The 20,168-nt window shown below is 42.8% G+C and carries 18 protein-coding genes and 1 pseudogene; 6 read left to right on the top strand and 13 right to left on the bottom strand.

From position 1 onward, the window contains the following. Window positions 1–111: 111 nt before the first annotated feature. Complete coding sequence (locus GQA99_RS08435) at window positions 112–1,611, top strand: DEAD/DEAH box helicase (protein WP_160053452.1); 1,500 nt, start codon at window positions 112–114, stop codon at window positions 1,609–1,611. A gap of 127 nt (window positions 1,612–1,738) precedes the next feature. Here GQA99_RS08435 and dbpA read toward each other — a convergent pair whose 3' ends face one another. Beyond that, the gene (gene dbpA, locus GQA99_RS08430; RefSeq protein ID WP_160053451.1) at window positions 1,739–3,142 is read right to left on the bottom strand and encodes an ATP-dependent RNA helicase DbpA; all 1,404 of its coding nucleotides are present in this window, start codon (window positions 3,140–3,142) and stop codon (window positions 1,739–1,741) included. Between the two features lie 194 nt (window positions 3,143–3,336). Then, the gene (locus GQA99_RS08425; RefSeq protein ID WP_160053450.1) at window positions 3,337–4,203 is read right to left on the bottom strand and encodes a pirin family protein; all 867 of its coding nucleotides are present in this window, start codon (window positions 4,201–4,203) and stop codon (window positions 3,337–3,339) included. A gap of 289 nt (window positions 4,204–4,492) precedes the next feature. On the opposite strand from GQA99_RS08425, the gene GQA99_RS08420 reads away from it, so the two are divergent. Together GQA99_RS08420 and GQA99_RS08415 are read left to right on the top strand one after the other, a co-directional pair. After that, entirely contained in the window at window positions 4,493–4,867 is a 375-nt protein-coding gene (locus tag GQA99_RS08420; RefSeq protein ID WP_160053449.1) for a hypothetical protein, read from the top strand. A gap of 234 nt (window positions 4,868–5,101) precedes the next feature. Next, entirely contained in the window at window positions 5,102–5,935 is an 834-nt protein-coding gene (locus GQA99_RS08415; protein ID WP_160053448.1) for a hypothetical protein, read from the top strand. A gap of 57 nt (window positions 5,936–5,992) precedes the next feature. On the opposite strand, the gene GQA99_RS08410 is transcribed toward GQA99_RS08415, so the two are convergent. Further along, window positions 5,993–7,012 (bottom strand): GGDEF domain-containing protein, encoded by a 1,020-nt coding sequence (locus GQA99_RS08410; RefSeq protein ID WP_160053447.1) that lies wholly within the window; start codon window positions 7,010–7,012, stop codon window positions 5,993–5,995. A gap of 318 nt (window positions 7,013–7,330) precedes the next feature. Between GQA99_RS08410 and GQA99_RS08405 the strand changes: the two genes are divergently transcribed. Then, on the top strand, window positions 7,331–7,582 hold the full coding sequence (locus GQA99_RS08405) for a hypothetical protein (protein WP_160053446.1): 252 nt from the start codon (window positions 7,331–7,333) through the stop codon (window positions 7,580–7,582). A gap of 320 nt (window positions 7,583–7,902) precedes the next feature. Next, entirely contained in the window at window positions 7,903–8,394 is a 492-nt protein-coding gene (locus GQA99_RS08400) for a DUF1097 domain-containing protein (RefSeq protein ID WP_160053445.1), read from the top strand. A 97-nt stretch (window positions 8,395–8,491) separates the two neighbouring features. Here GQA99_RS08400 and GQA99_RS08395 read toward each other — a convergent pair whose 3' ends face one another. From GQA99_RS08395 to GQA99_RS08385, 3 genes are all read right to left on the bottom strand, one after another. Continuing rightward, the gene (locus GQA99_RS08395) at window positions 8,492–9,805 is read right to left on the bottom strand and encodes a M24 family metallopeptidase (protein ID WP_160053550.1); all 1,314 of its coding nucleotides are present in this window, start codon (window positions 9,803–9,805) and stop codon (window positions 8,492–8,494) included. Window positions 9,806–10,029: 224 nt separating this feature from the next. Then, the gene (locus tag GQA99_RS08390; RefSeq protein ID WP_160053444.1) at window positions 10,030–11,034 is read right to left on the bottom strand and encodes a substrate-binding domain-containing protein; all 1,005 of its coding nucleotides are present in this window, start codon (window positions 11,032–11,034) and stop codon (window positions 10,030–10,032) included. A gap of 549 nt (window positions 11,035–11,583) precedes the next feature. Continuing rightward, window positions 11,584–12,561, bottom strand: a complete 978-nt coding sequence (locus GQA99_RS08385; protein ID WP_160053443.1) for a transposase — start codon at window positions 12,559–12,561, stop codon at window positions 11,584–11,586. An 83-nt stretch (window positions 12,562–12,644) separates the two neighbouring features. On the opposite strand from GQA99_RS08385, the pseudogene GQA99_RS08380 reads away from it, so the two are divergent. Then, window positions 12,645–13,334 (top strand): annotated as a pseudogene (locus GQA99_RS08380) (IS110 family RNA-guided transposase); the annotation flags it as partial. Window positions 13,335–13,951: 617 nt separating this feature from the next. Here GQA99_RS08380 and GQA99_RS08375 read toward each other — a convergent pair. From GQA99_RS08375 to GQA99_RS08345, 7 genes are all read right to left on the bottom strand, one after another. Further along, complete coding sequence (locus tag GQA99_RS08375) at window positions 13,952–14,722, bottom strand: ABC transporter permease (RefSeq protein ID WP_160053442.1); 771 nt, start codon at window positions 14,720–14,722, stop codon at window positions 13,952–13,954. After that, complete coding sequence (locus GQA99_RS08370) at window positions 14,722–15,657, bottom strand: ABC transporter ATP-binding protein (protein ID WP_160053441.1); 936 nt, start codon at window positions 15,655–15,657, stop codon at window positions 14,722–14,724. Before GQA99_RS08370 ends, GQA99_RS08375 begins: the two co-directional genes overlap by 1 nt. A 152-nt stretch (window positions 15,658–15,809) precedes the next feature. Next, window positions 15,810–16,340 carry a hypoxanthine phosphoribosyltransferase gene (gene hpt, locus GQA99_RS08365; protein WP_160053440.1) on the bottom strand — a complete coding sequence of 177 codons (531 nt, stop codon included), beginning with the start codon at window positions 16,338–16,340 and terminating at the stop codon, window positions 15,810–15,812. A 7-nt stretch (window positions 16,341–16,347) separates the two neighbouring features. Further along, window positions 16,348–17,007, bottom strand: coding sequence for a flavin prenyltransferase UbiX (locus GQA99_RS08360; protein ID WP_160053439.1), 660 nt, complete (start codon window positions 17,005–17,007; stop codon window positions 16,348–16,350). Window positions 17,008–17,033: 26 nt separating this feature from the next. After that, window positions 17,034–18,440 carry a UDP-N-acetylmuramate:L-alanyl-gamma-D-glutamyl-meso-diaminopimelate ligase gene (gene mpl / locus GQA99_RS08355; RefSeq protein WP_160053438.1) on the bottom strand — a complete coding sequence of 469 codons (1,407 nt, stop codon included), beginning with the start codon at window positions 18,438–18,440 and terminating at the stop codon, window positions 17,034–17,036. A gap of 98 nt (window positions 18,441–18,538) precedes the next feature. After that, window positions 18,539–18,841 carry an AzlD domain-containing protein gene (locus GQA99_RS08350; RefSeq protein WP_160053437.1) on the bottom strand — a complete coding sequence of 101 codons (303 nt, stop codon included), beginning with the start codon at window positions 18,839–18,841 and terminating at the stop codon, window positions 18,539–18,541. Continuing rightward, window positions 18,838–19,587 carry an AzlC family ABC transporter permease gene (locus GQA99_RS08345; protein ID WP_229785960.1) on the bottom strand — a complete coding sequence of 250 codons (750 nt, stop codon included), beginning with the start codon at window positions 19,585–19,587 and terminating at the stop codon, window positions 18,838–18,840. The genes GQA99_RS08350 and GQA99_RS08345 overlap by 4 nt, the downstream gene beginning before the upstream one ends. Between the last annotated feature and the right edge of the window lie 581 nt (window positions 19,588–20,168).

The following is a 20,168-nucleotide window of genomic DNA, read 5'->3' as shown; positions in this document are numbered from 1 at the left end:
AATTATAAGAGTTTAATAGCACTTATAGCGGTTTTCAGGTAAGCTTCACGGCCGCCGTATCTGGCTACCTTTTATTCAAAGCAACAATGTGTTGCCCAAAGAGATTTTTCTATGAGTTTTGCCTCACTTGGTCTGAATGCTGCTATTTTAAAAGCAGTTGAAAAACAAGGTTATGACACCCCCTCTCCGATTCAAGCACAAGCCATTCCAGCCGTATTAGCCGGACAAGATGTCATGGCAGCCGCCCAAACTGGGACAGGGAAAACCGCAGGCTTCACCCTGCCGATCCTAGAATTATTGTCAAAAGGCAGCCGCGCCCAACGTGGGCAAGTGCGTGCATTAGTATTGACACCAACGCGTGAATTAGCCGCCCAGGTTCAAGAAAGTGTGGCCACCTATGGCGTTAACTTACCGTTAAAATCGGCTGTAGTATTTGGTGGTGTATCGATTATTCCACAACTTGCCGCACTGCGTAATGGCGTAGATATTTTAGTGGCTACCCCAGGTCGTCTGCTTGACCTATGCCAACAAAAAGCGATCAGCTTTAGTAAATTAGAAATCCTGGTGTTAGACGAAGCTGACCGCATGTTAGACATGGGCTTTATTCGCGACATTAAAAAGGTGTTAGCGTTACTGCCGCCTAAACGTCAAAACTTGATGTTTTCGGCAACCTTCTCTGATGAAATCCGCGAACTTGCGAAAGGGTTAGTCAACAACCCGGTTGAGATTTCAGTGACGCCACGTAACGCTACGGCAAATACCGTGACTCAATGCGTGTACCCATTAGACAAAACACGTAAATCTATGGCGTTAATCGAATTGATTAAAACCAATGATTGGAAGCAAGTATTAGTGTTTTCACGCACTAAACATGGCGCTAACCGTTTAGCTAAAAGTTTAGAAGCCGCCAACATTAAAGCCGCCGCTATTCATGGTAATAAAAGCCAAACAGCCCGTACTAAAGCATTGGCAGACTTTAAAGCCGGCACAGTACAAGTCATGGTAGCAACTGACATAGCCGCACGTGGTATCGATATTGACCAACTGCCATTTGTGGTTAACTTTGATTTACCTAACGTACCTGAAGATTATGTCCATCGTATTGGCCGTACCGGCCGTGCAGGTTCTACCGGTCAAGCGGTATCGTTAGTTGGCATTGAAGAAGTTAAGCTACTGCATGATATTGAGCGATTAATTAAGCGTACTATTGAGCGTAAGCAACTTGCCGGTTTTGAAGCCCCTTTCACTATCCCTGAAGCGGGCAGTCGCTCAGGCGGTCATAAAGCCAATAGTGTTAAAAAGCCCAACCCAAACCGCAGCAAGCATGCGCAACAACATGCCAATGATGGTGCTCAAAGTGATAAGCCAGCGCGTAAATATGACTCACGCCAGCAAGCACGCAGCAATGATGGCCAATCACAAGGTGCTAGCAAACCTAAAGCGCCGGGTAACAGAGCCGAAGCTATCGCCAATGGTAATAAACCGCCACAACGCAATCGCCCACCACGTCGCAGTGGCACCGGCGGTGCAGCAACAAGCAACAATACTGGCAATGCACCCACGTCAAAAGGCAGCGTTAATCCATACGCCAATGCCAAGGTAAAAAGCTAACAGTAAAGTTAAGCGATACGGTTTATGTCTTATCGCTTAGAGAAACGTTGCTTAGCCAATTGTCGCTTAGCCAATAAAAAACCGCTGAACATTGTTCAGCGGTTTTTTGTTTAAACATCTATTACGATTACATAAACCAGGCTCGGTAGTTACGACCTTTTAGCTTACCTTTATTCAATTTATTCAGTGCTTGCTTTGATACCTTGCTGGTTACCGCAACATAAGCACGGAACTCGGTCACTTTGATTTTACCGATATCATTAAAGTCTAAGCCGTTATCGCCAGTTAATGCGCCAACAACATCGCCTGGGCGGATTTTTTGTTTTTTACCGGCATCAATTTGAATAGTGATCATCTCAGCAGCTTGTGGCTGCTTGTTTAACGCACTCATTGGTGGCAATGTTTCACTGACAACATCTTTACCCATGGCCTCTTCAATCATCGCCATTTTGTAACCGTCATCTTCACCAAAGAAGGTATAAGCTGCACCCGAGCTCCCGGCACGGCCAGTACGACCAATACGGTGAATGTGCACTTCGGTATCGTATGCAATGTGGTAATTAAATACCGCATCAAGCTCATCAATGTCTAGGCCGCGCGCCGCAACATCGGTTGCCACTAAAATACGCGCACTGCGGTTAGCAAACTGTAATAACATTTGATCGCGATCGCGCTGTTCTAAATCACCGTGCAGAGCTAACACACTAAAACCAAACTCGGCTAATGAATCAGCCACTTGCTGGGTTTCGCGCTTAGTATTACAAAAAACCACTGAGCTGCGCGGTTGCTTATCAAGTAACAATAAGCGCAATGCTTCTAAGCGGCCATGGTTGTCGTCGACACGGTAAAAATGCTGTTCAATGGTTAAGTTGTCATGCTTTTGCTCAACTTTAACCATCACAGGGTTATACATGATTTGGTCGGCGATCGATTTGATTTGCTCAGGGAAAGTCGCGCTAAATAATAAGGTTTGACGCTCACGCGGTGCTGCAGAAATAATTTGATCAATATGCTGCTGAAAACCCATTTCTAACATGCGATCGGCTTCATCTAAAATAAGCATATTCATGTTGCTTAAATCTAAGCGGTTGCGATCTAAATGATCGACAATACGGCCCGGCGTACCTACAATAATATGCGCGCCGTGTTCAAGCGAACCCACTTGTGGTCCCATTGGCACACCACCACATAAGGTTAATACCTTAATGTTATGAATGCCGCGGGCAAGTGTACGGATTTCTTCTGCTACCTGGTCAGCAAGCTCACGGGTTGGGCATAACACCATGGTTTGAATACGAAAACGTTTTACATCAAGCTTATTGAGCAAACCTAAACCAAACGCAGCAGTTTTACCTGAACCTGTTTTTGCTTGGCCAATCACGTCTTCACCGGCCAAAATAGGCGGTAAGCTTTCGGCCTGGATTTGAGTCATCGATTCAAAACCCATGGTTTGTAGGTTTTCAAGCAATTCAGTTTTTAAATTAAGTGATGCGAAAGCCGTATTAACGGCTGGTTCAGTAGACTGACTCAAGGCGAATATCCTCTGATATCGAAAGCTAAAAAGCACGCAAGTGCTGCACAAACAAATTAGCCAAGGTGATTCATCTGTGCGCAGTCACTCTGCACATCAAATTGTCCTTGGCCATATACTGCTATTGTAGCAATTTTCTTCAGCTTACGCTGACAATTATTTCTCTCAAACAGGGATATTTTATGATTAGTTAGCTATTCAATCTGGCCAAAAAGCCCTTGCTGATAATCACGCACCGCTTGGTCTATTTCTGCCTGAGTGTTCATCACAAAGGGGCCCATTTGCACGATTGACTCGTTAATAGGGTTACCGGTTAAAATCAACATCCCCGCACCTGTATCTTCTGCCTGAAAATGACACACCTCAAGCGAGTCTAATACAACAAACTGCCCAGTCGCAGCGGTTTCACGCAAGCCTTGGCTATCAACATAATGCAGTTCACCTTGATAAATATACACACAAACAGTTTCAAAGCGTTCAAGGTTCAGGGTGCCATGACCATGTGCTGTTAACGTTAAATCGGCAATAGCGCCATTCCCCGCAAGCCCTTCAATCGCGGCGTTGATTGCTAATGGATTATGATTAAATCCCCACGCACCCGCTAACGCAAAAAGCGTGGCTCCGTGCTCATTGCTCAATTGGGGTTTATGTTGGTTGAGACTGTCTTGATAAATTGGCGGGCGCATTTTATCTTTAGCAGGCATATTGAGCCAAATTTGAAACCCATGCAGGCCTTCTTTGGCATCCGCTAGTGGCATTTCAGAATGCACCACACCACGACCGGTGCTCATCCACTGTACATCACCTGCGCGGATTGGTTTAACATTGCCCATTTGGTCACGATGCTCAAACCCACCTTTACGAATATAGGTAAAGGTTTCAACGCCACGGTGAGGATGTTGCGGAAAGCCACCAATAAAGTCTTGCTCGTCGTCTGATTTAATTTCATCGATCATTAAATAGGGATCAAAACGAAGTTGCTCAAAGTCGGTAATACGCTTGATGTTAACGCCATCACCGTCCATTGCCGGCCGTGCGCTAAAACGTTGTAGTACTTTCATGTGAACCCTATATGCAATCAAATGGTACCTACAGCATAGCAGTCAACTAACTGAATAAATATTGCATAATAGTGTGATTTACGTTCGATAAAATCGATAAAAAGACGAACAATACCTTCACGTTAATGCTTACTTTAGGCACGATATGATGCGATGTATAACAACATCGATATCCCTGTTATCTATATTGATATCGCCACGGTTGTCTTAAGATAAACACGCCCTAGTTAACGTTAACTTTTTTCAAAGTCTGTATAATCAAGCCAATTATTGATGAGTGGAAAATACCGTGCTAACCAAAATTTTAATCACCATATTGGTGATCGTTGGAGCTGTAGTGTACTTACGCCGAGGGCGTGGTAACCCAAAAAATCGTATTGTTGATATGCCAGAACCACATACATCGCCCTTATTTAGCCGTGCTATCGTTTACACTATGATTGCGATTTCAATGCTGGCAACAGCAGGATATTGGGGCTGGGGTTGGTATGATGATAATACGATTGTAGAAGTCACTATTTCATCTCCCATTGAAGCCATGACAGCCAGTTACCAGGTGCGTAAAAAAGATATTGAAGAGCAGCGGATAACCACCATTGATGGCATACAAATCAGACTCTCAAATCAAGAGAGGCTCACCGTTAATACACTGAAAACAGATTAACGTTACCTGTGCTTTCGATAACCACAGCCGCTTATTGACTTCAGGTAATCGTCAGTTTTGTGCGCTTGTTTTAGGGCAAGCTACTCTTAACGCAACTTACACAAACCCGCTTTAATTCGCTTAATGCGGATGACAAGAATACCCTTTTCTACCCCTTCCTCTGCAACAAATTGAACTTTACTTTCTATTAACAATCAAACCTAACACCCATAAAATAAACGATATTTTAGTGACATGGATAGCATCACAGCAACGCGTGAAGGCAATAACAGACAAGCTAATTCGCTTTATGAACAGCGCTTAGCTACACCTTTTCTCTATGCGATTGTGATGCACAGTGTATTGATGTTGCTAATAGCTTGGTTTTGGCAACAAGACAGCAATCAAAGACTGGCTGAACACAAAACACCAATAAAACACAGCGCGATTAAAAGCTACCTCATTACCTCGCAGCAATACCAATCGATGCTTAACGAAAATAATCCAGAACCCAGCAGCCAGCCTCAAATGGTAGCGCAACCCATTCAAGTTAAATCCAATGTTCACAAGCGCCAGCTCAAGGTTAACAATGAAGCAACTAAAATCGCGCCGGTTGTTGTCAGTAACTCAGCGAATTCATCAGCGCCAAATAAGCCCAATAAAACGAGTACACCGACAACCCTTGCTGCAGAGGTATCAACTCATACTTTTAATGCTGCAATCTCAATGAAACAGGCTACAAGCCAATATCTACAGCAACAAAATCAATTTGAGTTTGAGCAACTTGTTGGCAAGCAAACCGCAGCGCAACATCAACCAAGAGGCAGTTTGAGTGAGATGGATGCGACTTTGGATTTTATTGAGTTAGCCCCAAGTCCAACGGATACAAGCCAACCTCATACGTTAAATCACAAATTAGACCCTAACAGAATTGTCAAACAAGGTGATTATTGTTACAGAGTGGTCAACCTGGCTACCCAGGTTAATCCCCATGGTTGGGGATTAGGTTTTGCAGAATTTTGTGGCGAAGATAAGCAAAAGCAGCAGCTGACAGAAGCCATCAATAATAGAGTCAAAAACACGGATTAACATTCACCGATATGATCAACTGGGCGACGCGATAATCCGTTTAGGTTGTTTGCGATATTACTCCGATATCACCTTATTTCGCCCTTGAGCTTTCGCTGTGTAAAGCCTTTCGTCAGCGGCTTTATATATCTGGGGTAAATGGCTACCATCATCAGGCCAGCGCGCTACGCCAACACTAATGGTAATACTCAGTGGGCACCCGTCAATAACCGTAATATTATCAATCGCCAGTCTTAAACGTTCAGCAATTTTTTCAGCCTGTTGTTGGCTCGTATTGGGGATTAACATACAAAACTCTTCGCCGCCAAAACGGAAAGCCCAATCATTACGACGTCGCATATCGCTGATTATTGTTGATACCTCAACTAATACTTTGTCACCTACATCGTGTCCAAATTGGTCATTAATTTTTTTAAAGTGGTCTAAGTCAAGTAACAACATAGAGACAGATGATTGCTTCTCCGTCAGGCTTTGGCACAACATCTCAAAAATAGAATCTAACAATAAACGGTTATTTAACCCGGTAAGTGGGTCTATTGACGCCATTTTTTGCAAGCGCTCTACCGCCTCGGCTCGTTTATATTCATAACTATATGACAACGCCCAAATGGCCACCAAACACAGTAAGATATTGGCAATGGTAATGGGATAAATATCGGCAAGATTGTATATCAAGGCATACGTTAAAATCGCAATGCCTGCCGTCATATATACGCTGGTATAAAGGGTGCCTAGCTTGATGCCTAATAACAGGTATGACAAAACAGGAATAATAAATAACCAGGTAAATAGCCCAGAATTAAACGAGGCACTATAAATGCCAATCAAAATGACCGTATACAGGGCAAATAAAAATATACAACACCACAAGGTCAGGTTAGTTGTGCGTTTATGAATAGCGAGGATACCAATACACAAAAATACCACTGCCAGCTCAACCATGGCATAGATTTGGAAACCACTAAACCAGTTATTAACAACAAAAAGACTGCCTGCAATAATGATGACAATTAACACTGCCTTTAACACTGTACGTCGATACTCGAGTTCGCTTGCCCATAAATTAGCAATAGCCATTAATGTTTATCCCTGTGTAACTTTTACAGCGACCTACATTCACGGTGGCCGTACGAGTTGTCTCAATATCCTGAACTCAGATTAAAGAGTTAATATGATTTAAAAGCGTAGATCAAAATTAAATAATTTGTTCAATGATTAAATGTTTACGACCAGACAAAATACTAAACGAACATTAATTGACCTGTTAAGTTTTAAAACCATCAAAATGGACCACCACTGGTTGCAGATAGGCCAATCAAAACTCATTATTATTCATATCAATCACGATTTTATGACAATAAACATTCACCTTCAAACGCGGAAATAAGACTTAATATGGCAAAACCTAACAAAAAAGGCCCAACACGGACAGTGGATATCTTCTGCGCTCAGTGTAAAGCCCAACTGTTTACCTATCGCAAAGGCGGTAAAGGTGCCTTAATAAAATGCTTTAAAGAACGTATCGTAAAAGATAATACTCAAGTGGCGTGCACCTGTCCTGAGTGTGGCCAAATATTTGCTCGAGACACCTTAGTAAGAGGCGCTCCAGCCTATAAAATAGTGGGCGGCAAAGTCACTTTTAAATAATGTTGCACGTAAAACAGATGCACATCCACGATAAAACCTATCTTAATAACCTCATGCTATCAATGTCCTTAAATCACCCATTTTAAACCAAACCAGCATAAAATAATGATCAATCTGTAGACGCGCGGAGCTACAGCAAAATCAATAACAGCATCTTGATATCATTATAAAATAAGCGCTCGAGCCCGTTTTGAGACTGTATTAGCTATCGCGATTATTTGCGAACTGGATCGCTTTTTATAAAACTAAACTGCATATATTGGCCTTATTGTGCTAAATTTAGAACTCACCGTTCTATTTTTTAATCTTGAGAGGCGACTATGGCGCATCGTTGGCAAATTGCTATTTCTGCAGGTTTATTGGCAGCCGTTTGGGCTGGGCTTGCGGATGTGTTTCATCTGGTCACATGGGTCGGCTTTCTTGGTTGCAGCACCTTTTTCGCGCAAACCGAAACGGGCGTAAAAGGAATGATGATGGCAATGACAACCAATCTTTCAGGCGTATTCTGGGGATGGTTAATTATTGCAGGCAGTGGCGTATTAGGCTCATCTATCATTAGCTACGCATTAACCGGTATTGTGACTGCGTTTATGTGCCTACAAGCCAGCAATAAAAACTTTGCGTTTATTCCTGGAACCTTTATTGGGTGCTGTATCACATTCGCACTTAATGCCGACCTTGCCGCTATTATTCCACCGTTAATGATTGGCGCTGTACTTGGCTATAGCATGAGCTTACTCACTGGCTTACTTATTACCTTAACGGACAAAACAGCAGAATCAATAAAAGATGATGCAGTAAAAGAAATGTAGCAACTGCGATTAGAACGTAAACAAATCTTGCATTAAATAAGCCGATGAACACATCGGCTTATTCTTTGAGTTTTCATTCAGCAACAATAACTAACCATTAACTGGCACGAGGCTTAATTAACAGAAGTTCTGTTTGTCTGCCATTGAGATACCACACCCCCGATTTATCGAAAATGGCATCTTCTTCTAACATGATTCTAATTTCTTTTTTCCACTCTTCTATAAAAATAGCGTTATTCAGCTCAATGGCATACGCGGTATTTACATGTAATGGGTAATCACCATCGCCTGGTACTCCCTCTTGCGAATCCCACATCCCCAGCGTAGTGCCGGCACCATGGCCATGATAACCCAGCGGGTGGGTATAAATGGTTGGCTGTAACCCTTGTGAAATGGCCTGTTGACGAGAACGCGCCAACACTTGGTTACCCGTCAATCCTTCAGAGAAATGCCCCGTAAAGATATCTTGGAGTTGATTGCCAAATAACAGTGCCTTTTGTAAATAGTGGGGCGCCTCGGTTTCACCCGGTTTTAATACATAAGCATGTTGCTGCGTATCGGTATTTAAGCGTAAATAGGTTATGCCAAAATCAACATGCAATAGATCGCCCGGTAAAATAATCTGTTTACCGTCGTCATTCGCTAAACTTGAATTATGCTTAACATTAACGTTATCACTTCGTTGAATTGAAACGGTTGGGTGAAACCAAGTTTGTAGCTTAAGTTCAACAATGCGCTCTCTAAGCCACCAAACCACATCGTCAGTCGTTGTTTGCCCTGGGGTGATAACCCTGCTTGAAAATGCTTCTGCTATTATCGAATGCGCTAATTTTACAATATCTTTGTAAATCGCTATTTCTTCAGGGATTCTTTGTTCTAGCCAACCGATGACAACCGGTTCAGCTGAAACAACTTTGGTTTTGTATTTTTCAGGTAAATGCGATAACAGGCTTTCTTTATCGGTTGCGACCAACCCATCAGCATGTGCCCAATGTGAAGATTGATTAATACCGATGCTATTAGGTCGGTAGCTTTCAATTAATTCATTAAGTGCTAACCATTGATTGGGTTGTTTTGCTTTATCCCACGCTTTTTCGAAGACATGGCCAACGTTATAAGGCGCAATAGCATGAGCACCTATACTGCCATCACTTTTACGAGCAAACACTAATATGGTTGTACGACGAGCAGATAACCACGTTGCAGGTAATAATGTTTTAAGCACTGGATCTTCATTGTACTCACGGCCAATGATGACCCACATATCTAGCTTATGTTCGTTCATTAGCTTGGGCAATAATAGCTCAACACGTTTTGCCAATATATTATCGAGAAAATCAGCCCTGTCGCGCATAGGTAAAATATCAACAGTATTTGTTGCCCATGAATTAGCGCAGAAAGTTAATATCATAAAAAACAAAAAGTAGACCCAATTGAAAAAACGCAAAATTAATTCCTTTTATTAGCAACGAAGCAGCTATTACCTTTCAACAGCTAATCTGTTGGAAAAATGAGTTTTTATCGATTTATTTAGACCTAAAGCATTCAACTCATTTTAATATACTCCCAGTGAATCAATATAACACTCACTCACCGAAGGCTTTTGGCCATGTAATTATTTTAAATAGGTAATGCTTACAATCCCACACTCTTGGTGCAGGTATCAACGTTATCAGGTGTACAAATTGAAGTCGGGATGTAAATTGTTTTCTCATATTGTTGTTCTGTTACAATATTATAAAGTGTCAAAATGGCTTGTCTGCCCATTTCATATGGGTTTTGACCAATATTGATATGAGCAAGATGCTCTCCCAACATCGTTAATTGTTCAGAGGATGTATCAGTGATAACGATAATGACCTTGTTGTCATTAATTTTTGCCAGGTACGGGCCAATCATTTCACGGTAAAGTGCCTGGTCATTTTGCGGCCAACCACCGACAGCAATAAAAGAGTCAGTTTTTACAGGCTTACCTTTCAAAACAGATTCCATCTGCTTAACAGATTGATCAAGTTGATCAAAATTAAAAAAAGGCTCTCTAACTTCAGTCCAGCCCGAGTCGTTATTAAGCAATTCTCCAGGAGGGGCATCGTATTTTTTTCCAGATAATGCAGAACGGACTCCCATCAGTCTTAAATTCAAATTAGGAGAATCTGGTCGCCCAGATTGCATTATAAGTGTTCCCCCATTGGGCCGAAGTTTTTTTAACTCTTCACCTAATGATTTACCTAATTCAAAATTGTCTGTGCCTACATAGGCCAGGCGTAAATTATTAGGGTCTTCTAAAGCATCAAAATCAGAGTCATAGGTAATAATCGGGATGCCTACTTCTTTAGCTCTTTTCAGGCTATTATTAGCGAGATATTTAGATTGTGTAATGGCGACAGCAATACCATCTATACCTTCATCAATCAGCTGATTTATTACCTGGTCTTGCATCCTCACGTTACTTATATTGGGTCCCCGATATATGCACTCTACGCCTTTTATTTGAGCGGCAGCATCTATGCAACCAATTTTACTTTGCTCAAAAAAAATACTGTTGAACTTAGGTACCACTGCAAACTTCAATTCTTTTCCATAGACAGAAGATATGGTTATTACACTAAAGATAATCAACAATACGAGTAATCTCGTCACATAACCTCCTGAGATAAATCTGAGCACGAGTCTGCTTTACAATAAAATATAGCAAAGGGATCAAGTTAAAGATATGAGCTGAGACGGCATGACTGAACATATCAGTGTGGGGTAATCGATATTATTGAGTTTTCAACTCGACCATGCAACCAAGATGGCTACATCATATAAGTAACCAATGGGACCAAATTTTTAAATGTCTGTCTTAATTAAATTTTTAATTTTATGGCTACTTGTTTTGTAGGTCATTCCAAGCATCAAACGCTTTAGCAGACAGCTGGTATTACGACGCCTCTTAAACAAGGCATATACAGGCTCTTCTTAATATTGCCACCCACGATTATGCCGATAGACATAATGACTTTTATTTTTAATCTTCTGCACGGTAATCTACGTATTTTGTATTGTTCAAATCGACAAATTCAATCTAAAGATATTACCACTTAAAATTATACGAAGGCTGCAGGGGAAAACGCTAAACGTAGCGCACGTCTAGGGACCTGATATCAATCAAGCAGTGGATAAACAATATTTTTTAGTCTGTTTTACTTAAGCTTGCAGCCAACGTTGACAATTTGATGCGCCTTGTCGTCGTTTTCGCTCTAGGTGCTCACAATACTCTGTTAATGCAGGTAAGGCACCGACAGCACCTTTGAATAATGCACCAAACTCTGTGGTGATTTTAAGCCAATTCTCTGCTGGGATGTTTAATCTATTCAGTATATCCTGACTGCTTGAGCTAATTGCGCCACGCTTATCTTCTCGAATAATCCGACCGGTATCTTCAACCAATATTATGTAGTCTTTCACGCTGAACATGAGTCCGTTAGGCATATTGAGTCGCTCATTACCTACAAACGGTAATAGCTCTGGAGGTTGTTCACCTTTCATTGCTGAATTGATACGGCGCTGAATACTGGTGTAATCTGAGGTTTCAGGAGTTGCAGCTATCTTAGCTCTGACTGGGTTTAAATCAACATAAGCCATACAGGCTAGTACTGCGGCTTCATCAAGTAGTGCTTGAGACTTAAAGCGCCCTTCCCAGAATCGGCCTGTGCACTTATCTTCTTTATTGGCCATTCTGGCGATGGGCTCACTGAGTGAGCGCATAAACCAACTGATATCAATTAAGCGCTTACGGTATTCGGTAATGCATTCATTAACCGTTTGAAGCTCAAATGAGTTAAGGTCTTCTTCTTTCAGGTATTTTTGTGTGAGTAACGTGCCCTTAAAGCCTTTGTACCATTGAATGAGCACTTCTTTATCTGACCACTGTTTTACTTTGTCAGCATCGACTTTCAACACCACATGTAAGTGATTACTCATCACGGCGTAGGCACAGATATCGATAGCAAAGATGGTCGCTAACTCAAGAATGCGTGAATCAACCCACTCACGCCGATGCTCAAAGTTCTCACCTGTTGAGTTATCAATTCCACACAGAAATGCCTTACGCACCACACGCGAGCAGCAGTGATAGTAAGGAGTATCTTCTAGACTAACGATTGTCTGTCTTGGTCTGGCCATCTTTAAATACCATTTAGGAAGGGTAAATAAAGCTTAGTTTACTGTCTATTATTTCGCCAACTATTTTGGGTGGCCTTGTTCGATTGCTTTTACACCGAGTCAGAGAACGTTTAGTGAAGGAGAAAACTGCCTGCACTAATCAAATTCGGGGTGTATTAGTCGATTTTGGGATTTGCTTTGCCCAAGGTTATAAAGCATTTGAAGTGGCTATGTGGGACATCATTAACGATGCGTCACAACGTCCGATTATTAAACTGATGGCTAATGACTTCTGGGAAGAATATCAAAGTGTTAATACACGTTTAAACAGAATTAATACCTTGATAAAAAAGCTTGTCGAACGTGACCCTAATGGAAAAATATTACTCAGCATTCCAGGTATCGGCCCTATTATCGCTTCAGCGTTTGTTGCATCAATTGGCAAAGGCCAGGCGTTTAATACTGCTAAAGAACTGGGTGTGTGGCTGGGGTTAACCCCAAAGCAATTTGCCTCTGGCCATCGAAGTGTCAATGGCAATATCACCAAGCGAGGCAACGGCTATTTACGCAAACAGCTTATTCATGGTGCTAGAACCGTCGTCAGCCATGCAAGTAAAAAACAAGATGATTTAAACCTCTGGATAACACAGTTAAGAAGCCGAAAAAGCATCTGCAGTACAGTGGTTGCCACGGCTCATAGACTCGCCAGACTGATATGGATTTTATTACAAAAGCAAGTGCCTTATGCTCCGCAATATGCTGCAAATCAAGGTGTAAACCATGGTACTTGTTAACCCCGTTGTCGCTATCTTGCAGAGCTCGGTCTGGCCAAGGGTTGTTAACCCGAGTGGGTGATAAGAGCCGCGAGATAGCGCATTAAATACTCACCAGGGTTGTTGTTATTGATGAAGAAATGGCTCAGTCCAACCAGTGCTAGCCCGAATAGGCCAAGGATAGGAAAAACCTAATCCGCATGGGTGTTTCAATTGACCGGCGCAGTGGTACGGATTTCATTAGGGGCGCAGCTTGGCTGTTAAGCCCGTATATATGGCAGTACAACCGCTTCTAGCGGTAAATGAGCGCATCAAAAGCAACGATAAGAGTGAGAATGTTGTACAGAAAACTAAGGCCAAAAAGCCTTCGGTGAGCAGAGTATTGTCTTGACTCACCGGGAGCGTCCATATATGGCCATGTTATTTCGCCATGTTATTTCGATGATGTAAAAACAACTCAAATCTATACTCATGTTGCAGGTTTACACCAAACAGGCGTACAAAGCCCAATGGATTACAGTTAAAAACGATCATTAGCCCGCCTATGAATAAGCCTACAAGGTAAATATTTTCTAAACACCACCCAAAAAAAAGGCCCTTGCGAGCCCTTTGTAAATTCTTTTTGTGCTTGGTATGTATTAACTTCTTAATCCAATCCCACGAGATATCAAATAATAAGCAACAAACCATAAGCTAACACAAAAGCCCACCATAATAGCGATAGACAGTGGCACGCTAATGTCGGCGAAGCCTAAGAAGCCATAACGGAATACGTTGATCATATAGACTACTGGGTTTAAGCCCGACACGCCTTGCCAGAATTCAGGCAATAATGATAACGAGTAAAATACCCCGCCTAAATAAGTCAGAGGCGTCAGAATAAAGGTCGGAATGATGCTGATGTCGTCAAAGCTTTTAGCAAATACCGCGTTGATTAACCCACCCAGTGAGAAGAGTACCGAAGTTAAAAATACGGTTAATATGACAAGGCCAACATGATGAAGGGTGATATTGACAAACAACATTGCCACGACAGTCACAATTAAACCCACACACAAACCACGGGCGACACCGCCACCAACGTAACCGGCAATTAACACGTAATGCGGTACTGGCGCGACCATGATTTCTTCAATGTTGCGTTGAAACTTGGCGCTGTAAAACGACGATGCCACATTAGAATATGAGTTGGTTATTACCGACATCATGATTAAACCTGGGGCAATAAATTCCATGTAGCTTACGCCACCCATTTCACCAATACGGCTGCCGACTAAATTACCAAAAATAAGAAAATACAATGTCATGGTAATGGCTGGCGGCACTAACGTTTGCACCCAAATACGGGTAAAACGATTAATTTCTTTGGTTAAAATGCTTTTAAAAGCCACAAAATACAGGCGATTCATTATTTTGACTCCTTGGCTTTTTCGACCAGTTCTACAAACAACTCTTCTAGGCGGTTGGCTTTGTTGCGCATTGATAACACTTCAATATTTGCCGCGCTCAATTGAGCAAATAACTCATTCATATTGTGTGATTTAGCCACATCGACCTCCAAAGTATGGCTGTCTGTTAGACGGCAGTTCATATTGGTTAATTGCGGTGCAGACTCTAGGTCGTGGCGTAAGTCTAAAATAAAGGTTTCCACATCAAGCTTGCTGAGCAAGGCTTTCATGGTGGTGCATTCCACCAGCAAACCTGTGTCGATAATACCAATGGTGCGGCACAGCATTTCGGCTTCTTCAAGGTAGTGAGTGGTTAAAATAATGGTCACACCTTGTTGATTGATTTGCTTTAAAAAGTCCCACATTGAGCGGCGTAGTTCAATGTCTACCCCTGCAGTTGGTTCATCTAAAATAAGCAGTTTTGGCTCGTGCATCAACGCGCGCGCAATCATTAAACGGCGTTTCATACCGCCCGATAACTCGCGTGCTTGGGCGTGACGCTTTTGCCATAGGTCGAGTTGAGTGAGGTACTTTTCTGCACGAACTATGGCAACATCTTTAGGCACACCATAATAGCCTGCCTGGTTAATCACAATTTGTTGTACGGTTTCAAATTGATTGAAATTGAATTCTTGCGGTACTAAACCAATACACAATTTTGCTTGTTCAAGCTGTTTGTCTATATCAAATCCAAACACTGACACTGTGCCAGAGGTTTTCTGCACTAATGAGCTGATAATACCGATGGTGGTCGATTTACCTGCGCCATTAGGGCCGAGTAACGCAAAAAAGTCACCCTGCTTGACCGTTAAACTAATCGATTTAACAGCTTGCACGCCGCCTTTATAGATTTTTTTAAGGTTTTCGATCACCAATGCATTGTTGGTGTTACTCATTGTCATACCTCTAATCAATAAATTGCGCATTAAACACTTTTTATTACATGTATCTAAAGACGTTATAAAAATGAAAAAGACGCAAAAAAATTTAGACACTTAAAACAAAACTCCCGCCTATAGCGGGAGTGTATCCATTATATCAAAAAGATCTAATCTAATGGCACCACTTTAGCGATGTAAGGCAGGTTGCGATATTGCTCAGCGTAGTCGATACCGTAACCCACGATAAACTCGTCAGGAATGGTGATACCGATAAAATCAACAGGCACGTCAACTTCGCGGCGCTCAGGTTTATCCAGTAAAGTACACAGCGCTAAGCTTTTTGGGTCGCGCAGCAATAACATTTCGCGCACCTTGTTTAAGGTGTTACCAGAGTCGATAAGGTCTTCTACAATTAACACATCACGGCCCGCAATGTCAGACTGTACGTCTTTAAGTACTTTAACATCGCGAGAACTGTTCATATTGTTGCCGTAACTCGACACAGCCATAAAATCGATTTCGACATGGCCTTTAATACGACGACACAAATCGGCCATAAACACGACAGACCCTTTTAATAGGCCAACCATTAATAAACGCTCACTGTGCGCATAATGGGCGTTAATACGTTCGGCTAACTGATCTAGGGTGTTATTGATTTCTTGCTCAGAAATCATCATTTCAATTGTGTGCTTCATAAATATCTCAATTGTCGATGTCGTTTGGCTGGGTGTGTCCGTATCCCCAGCGACTCGTAAGGTCGTGCTCGATCCCTAAATGATCGAGGATCCGCGAAACCATGAAGTTTACCAGATCTTCTACCGATTGGGGATTATGATAAAAGCCTGGCGCCGCTGGCATGATGGTCGCACCATTGCGGGTTAGGCTTAGCATATGCTCTAAGTGTATGGCGCTAAACGGAGTTTCACGCGGAACCAAAATCAATTGGCCGCGCTCTTTTAATACCACGTCTGCTGCTCTTTCGAGCAAATTGTTGCTCATGCCAGTGGCTACAGCCGCTAACGTGCCGGTTGAGCACGGGCAAATCACCATTTGCTTTGGCGCGGCGCTGCCTGAAGCCGGCGGCGAAAACCACTCATCTTTGCCCAGTACCACTAGCTCACCGCTAAGAGGCGCATCTGGGGTATCAAGCTGTTCAAGCAATTGCGCTTTGGCTTTTTCTGGGTTGGCACTAAGCTGTAAACCATGCTCGGTGGCCAGTACCACCCTTGCGGCACTCGAAATCATTAAAAATACTTGGTAGTCGTTCGCCAGCAAACATTCAAGTAGCTTGATGCCATACGGCGCACCCGAGGCGCCGGTCCAGGCGAGACTAATTGCTTTGGCTTTTTTGGCGTAGGCCATCTTGTACCCTCTTGCGGCTGCGCGGTTTACGCTAAAGCCTTAATTATTTTTTGATGAATACCATTAAAGCCACCGTTACTCATAATCACCACGGTATCGCCTGCTTGGGCGGTATTGGCTACGTTAGTAATAATATCTTCAATGTTATGAAAAACTGTCACAGGTATCGGCGCATTGGCCATGCTGGCGGTAATGTCCCAGCCAATATTGTCGGCCTGATACAAATAACCTACGTCGGCTAATGCCATTGAATTGGCGAGCGTGTCTTTATGAACACCGCTTTTCATCGTGTTGGAGCGCGGCTCTAGCACCACAATAATATTACCGCTGCTGTTATCACCTGCACCAACTTTGGCCCGTAGGCCTTGTAATGTGGTGGCAATCGCTGTGGGGTGATGAGCAAAATCGTCATACACTGCTACGCCATTCACGGTGGCTAATAACTCCAAACGGCGCTTTGGCGGGCTAAATTGTGCTAGCGCTTCAATCGCGTGATTTGGCGCAACACCCACATGACGTGCTGCAGCAATGGCCATTATGGCGTTTTCAATGTTGTGCTGGCCAATTAAGCCCCAATTGACAACGCCTTGCGTTTCACCATTAAACAACACTTCAAACTCATGACCATCGTCGGCAATAGTACGCGACTGCCAGGAGCTTGGTTCACCCTCATTCTTTAACAAACTGCTCTGGGTTGAATACACTTCTTGCTCGCTCCAGCAGCCCATGTCAATCACTTGCTGTACGGCTTCAACCTGTGCAGGCCAAATCACTTTACCCTCACCGGGTACGGTACGAATAACATGATTAAATTGACGTTGAATCGCAGCCAGATCGGCAAAAATATCGGCATGATCAAATTCTAAATTATTGATTACCAATGTGCGCGGACGATAATGAACGAACTTAGAGCGTTTATCAAAAAAGGCGCTGTCGTATTCGTCGGCCTCAACCACAAAAAATGGCGAGTTACCTAAACGGGCTGACACGCCAAAGTTTTGCGGTACGCCGCCAATTAAAAAACCTGGCTCGTAGCCGCAATACTCTAACACCCAGGCGAGCATGCTTGAGGTAGAGGTTTTACCGTGAGTCCCCGCTACGGCTAGCACCCAGCGGTCTGGCAATATATGTTCGGATAAAAATTGCGGCCCAGAGGTGTACTTCATGCCGCGGTTTAATACCGCTTCAACACACGGATTACCTCGACTCATGGCATTACCAATCACCACTAGGTCGGGTTGGTTTTCGTCTTCTTTGCCCAGTTGAATTGGGTCAAATCCTTGGATTAGCTCAATACCTTGCTGCTCAAGCTGAGTGCTCATGGGCGGGTAAACGTTGGCGTCGCTGCCGGTCACTTTATGGCCCATTGCGCGGGCAAGCAGGGCTAATCCGCCCATAAAAGTGCCACAAATACCTAAAATGTGTACGTGCATGATTTCACTCTATTGATCCAGTATATGGCGCTTATTCTAATCTATTGCACCTGTGAATGTCAGTTAACAATTATTGAGAATCATCAATGGGGTTAGGGTTAATACAAAAAGAAAAATAACCCCATGCTGAGCACAGTGGTCAGCAAGGTATTGCGGGTAATATAAGCTAGCACCGTGGCCACCAGCGCACAGGTTAAGTAGGGGTTGTACAGGCTGATAGCCAGCTCACCTTCTGGCACAAACACAATGGGCGCTAATATGGCGGTTAACACCGCTGGGGCTGAGTAACTTAAAAAGGTTAAGGTGTTTTTGCTTAACCTAATGGGGATTTTGGGTTCTAACAGCAAATGCCGACTCACAAACACCACTGCCGCCATCGATATAATAATTAACCATGTCATAGGGCGTCCTCCTTGGTGGGCGCAATATCAGCACAAGGCGTATCGGTAACGGCAACGCCTTCATTGGTGAGTTTGGCATAAGCCATACCCGCTGCCATGCCCGATATGGCGGCAATCAAAAGCCCTGCTTGAATGGCAAACACGGCGCACACCACCGCTAACGTGAGTGACACCAACACGCACACTAATATCGATGGTTTTTTTACTGTTGGTACCACAATGGCGATAAAGGTGGCAGCAATAGCAAAGTCGAGTCCGAGTTCGCCTAAATTATCGATAGACTGGCCAGCCACAATACCCAGTAAGGTGGCGATGTTCCAACCTATATAAAAAGTTAAGCCGCCACCCAAGGCATACCAGCGATCAAACTGATGCTGTGCGGGCGTATCGCCGCCATGGGCTTGGTTGGAGATAGCAAATAACTCATCGGTGAGTAAAAAACCCAGCCCTAGGCGCCATTTAAGGGGTAATGGACTAATTTGGCTGCGCATGGCCATGGCATACAGTAAATGCCTAGAGGTAATGAGTAAGGTGGTAATTAAAATACTGCCGATACCAATACCGGCTTTTATCATCCCAAGGGCGACCAATTGCGCGCTCCCAGCAAAGATAATCGCCGACATGGCCTGGCTTTCTACCGCGGTGAGGCCAATTTCTAATGCGAATGAGCCAGCTAAAATGCCCCAGGGGATCACGGCAATGGTTAATGGCATTACTGCTAATGCACCCGACAGAAACGATTTCATTTTTGAAGTCGGGATTGAAATAGATTGAGTTGTGCTCACACAGTCTCCTTATGCAGCCGTCCTTTGCAGCACTTATGCGCGCTATGTGAACTGAAGATTAGCCTACTCTGAATAAAACAGTAAAGCCTTATTAGTTGCCTTATTTTTAAAAGATTATATAACGTGTATTTATTATACAGCTAGACTTTTACACTCACTGACAATCAACAAAATGACACTAATAAATAGCATAAAAGTGAAAAATCAGAGGAAAAATACTTAATCATTAAAGTAAACCAAAAACAAAAATACCAAAATATAAAATGTATTTTATATAAATCTAATTTCTCACACCGCAACAAACTTTTTCAATAATATGTAATCATAAATTTAAAAACAGCATTAACCACTTTTACATCCCGTTATATCAACATGCTAAATCAGCAATAATGCCACGATTAAAGCATGAGCAACAATAGCGCCTATTGAATTAACGAAACAATATCAACATCCATTAGTTTTATTTATTAAAGATGAATAAAAATAGCATGTTTAATCATTGATGAGGGAATATAAAGCGGTTGTAGCGAAATAAATCTATG

This window comes from Shewanella litoralis (genome assembly GCF_009828585.1).
Taxonomy (GTDB): Bacteria; Pseudomonadota; Gammaproteobacteria; order Enterobacterales; family Shewanellaceae; genus Shewanella; species Shewanella litoralis.
Note: the sequence above shows the minus strand (reverse complement) of the source record. Positions and strands in the feature narration are given on the sequence as shown.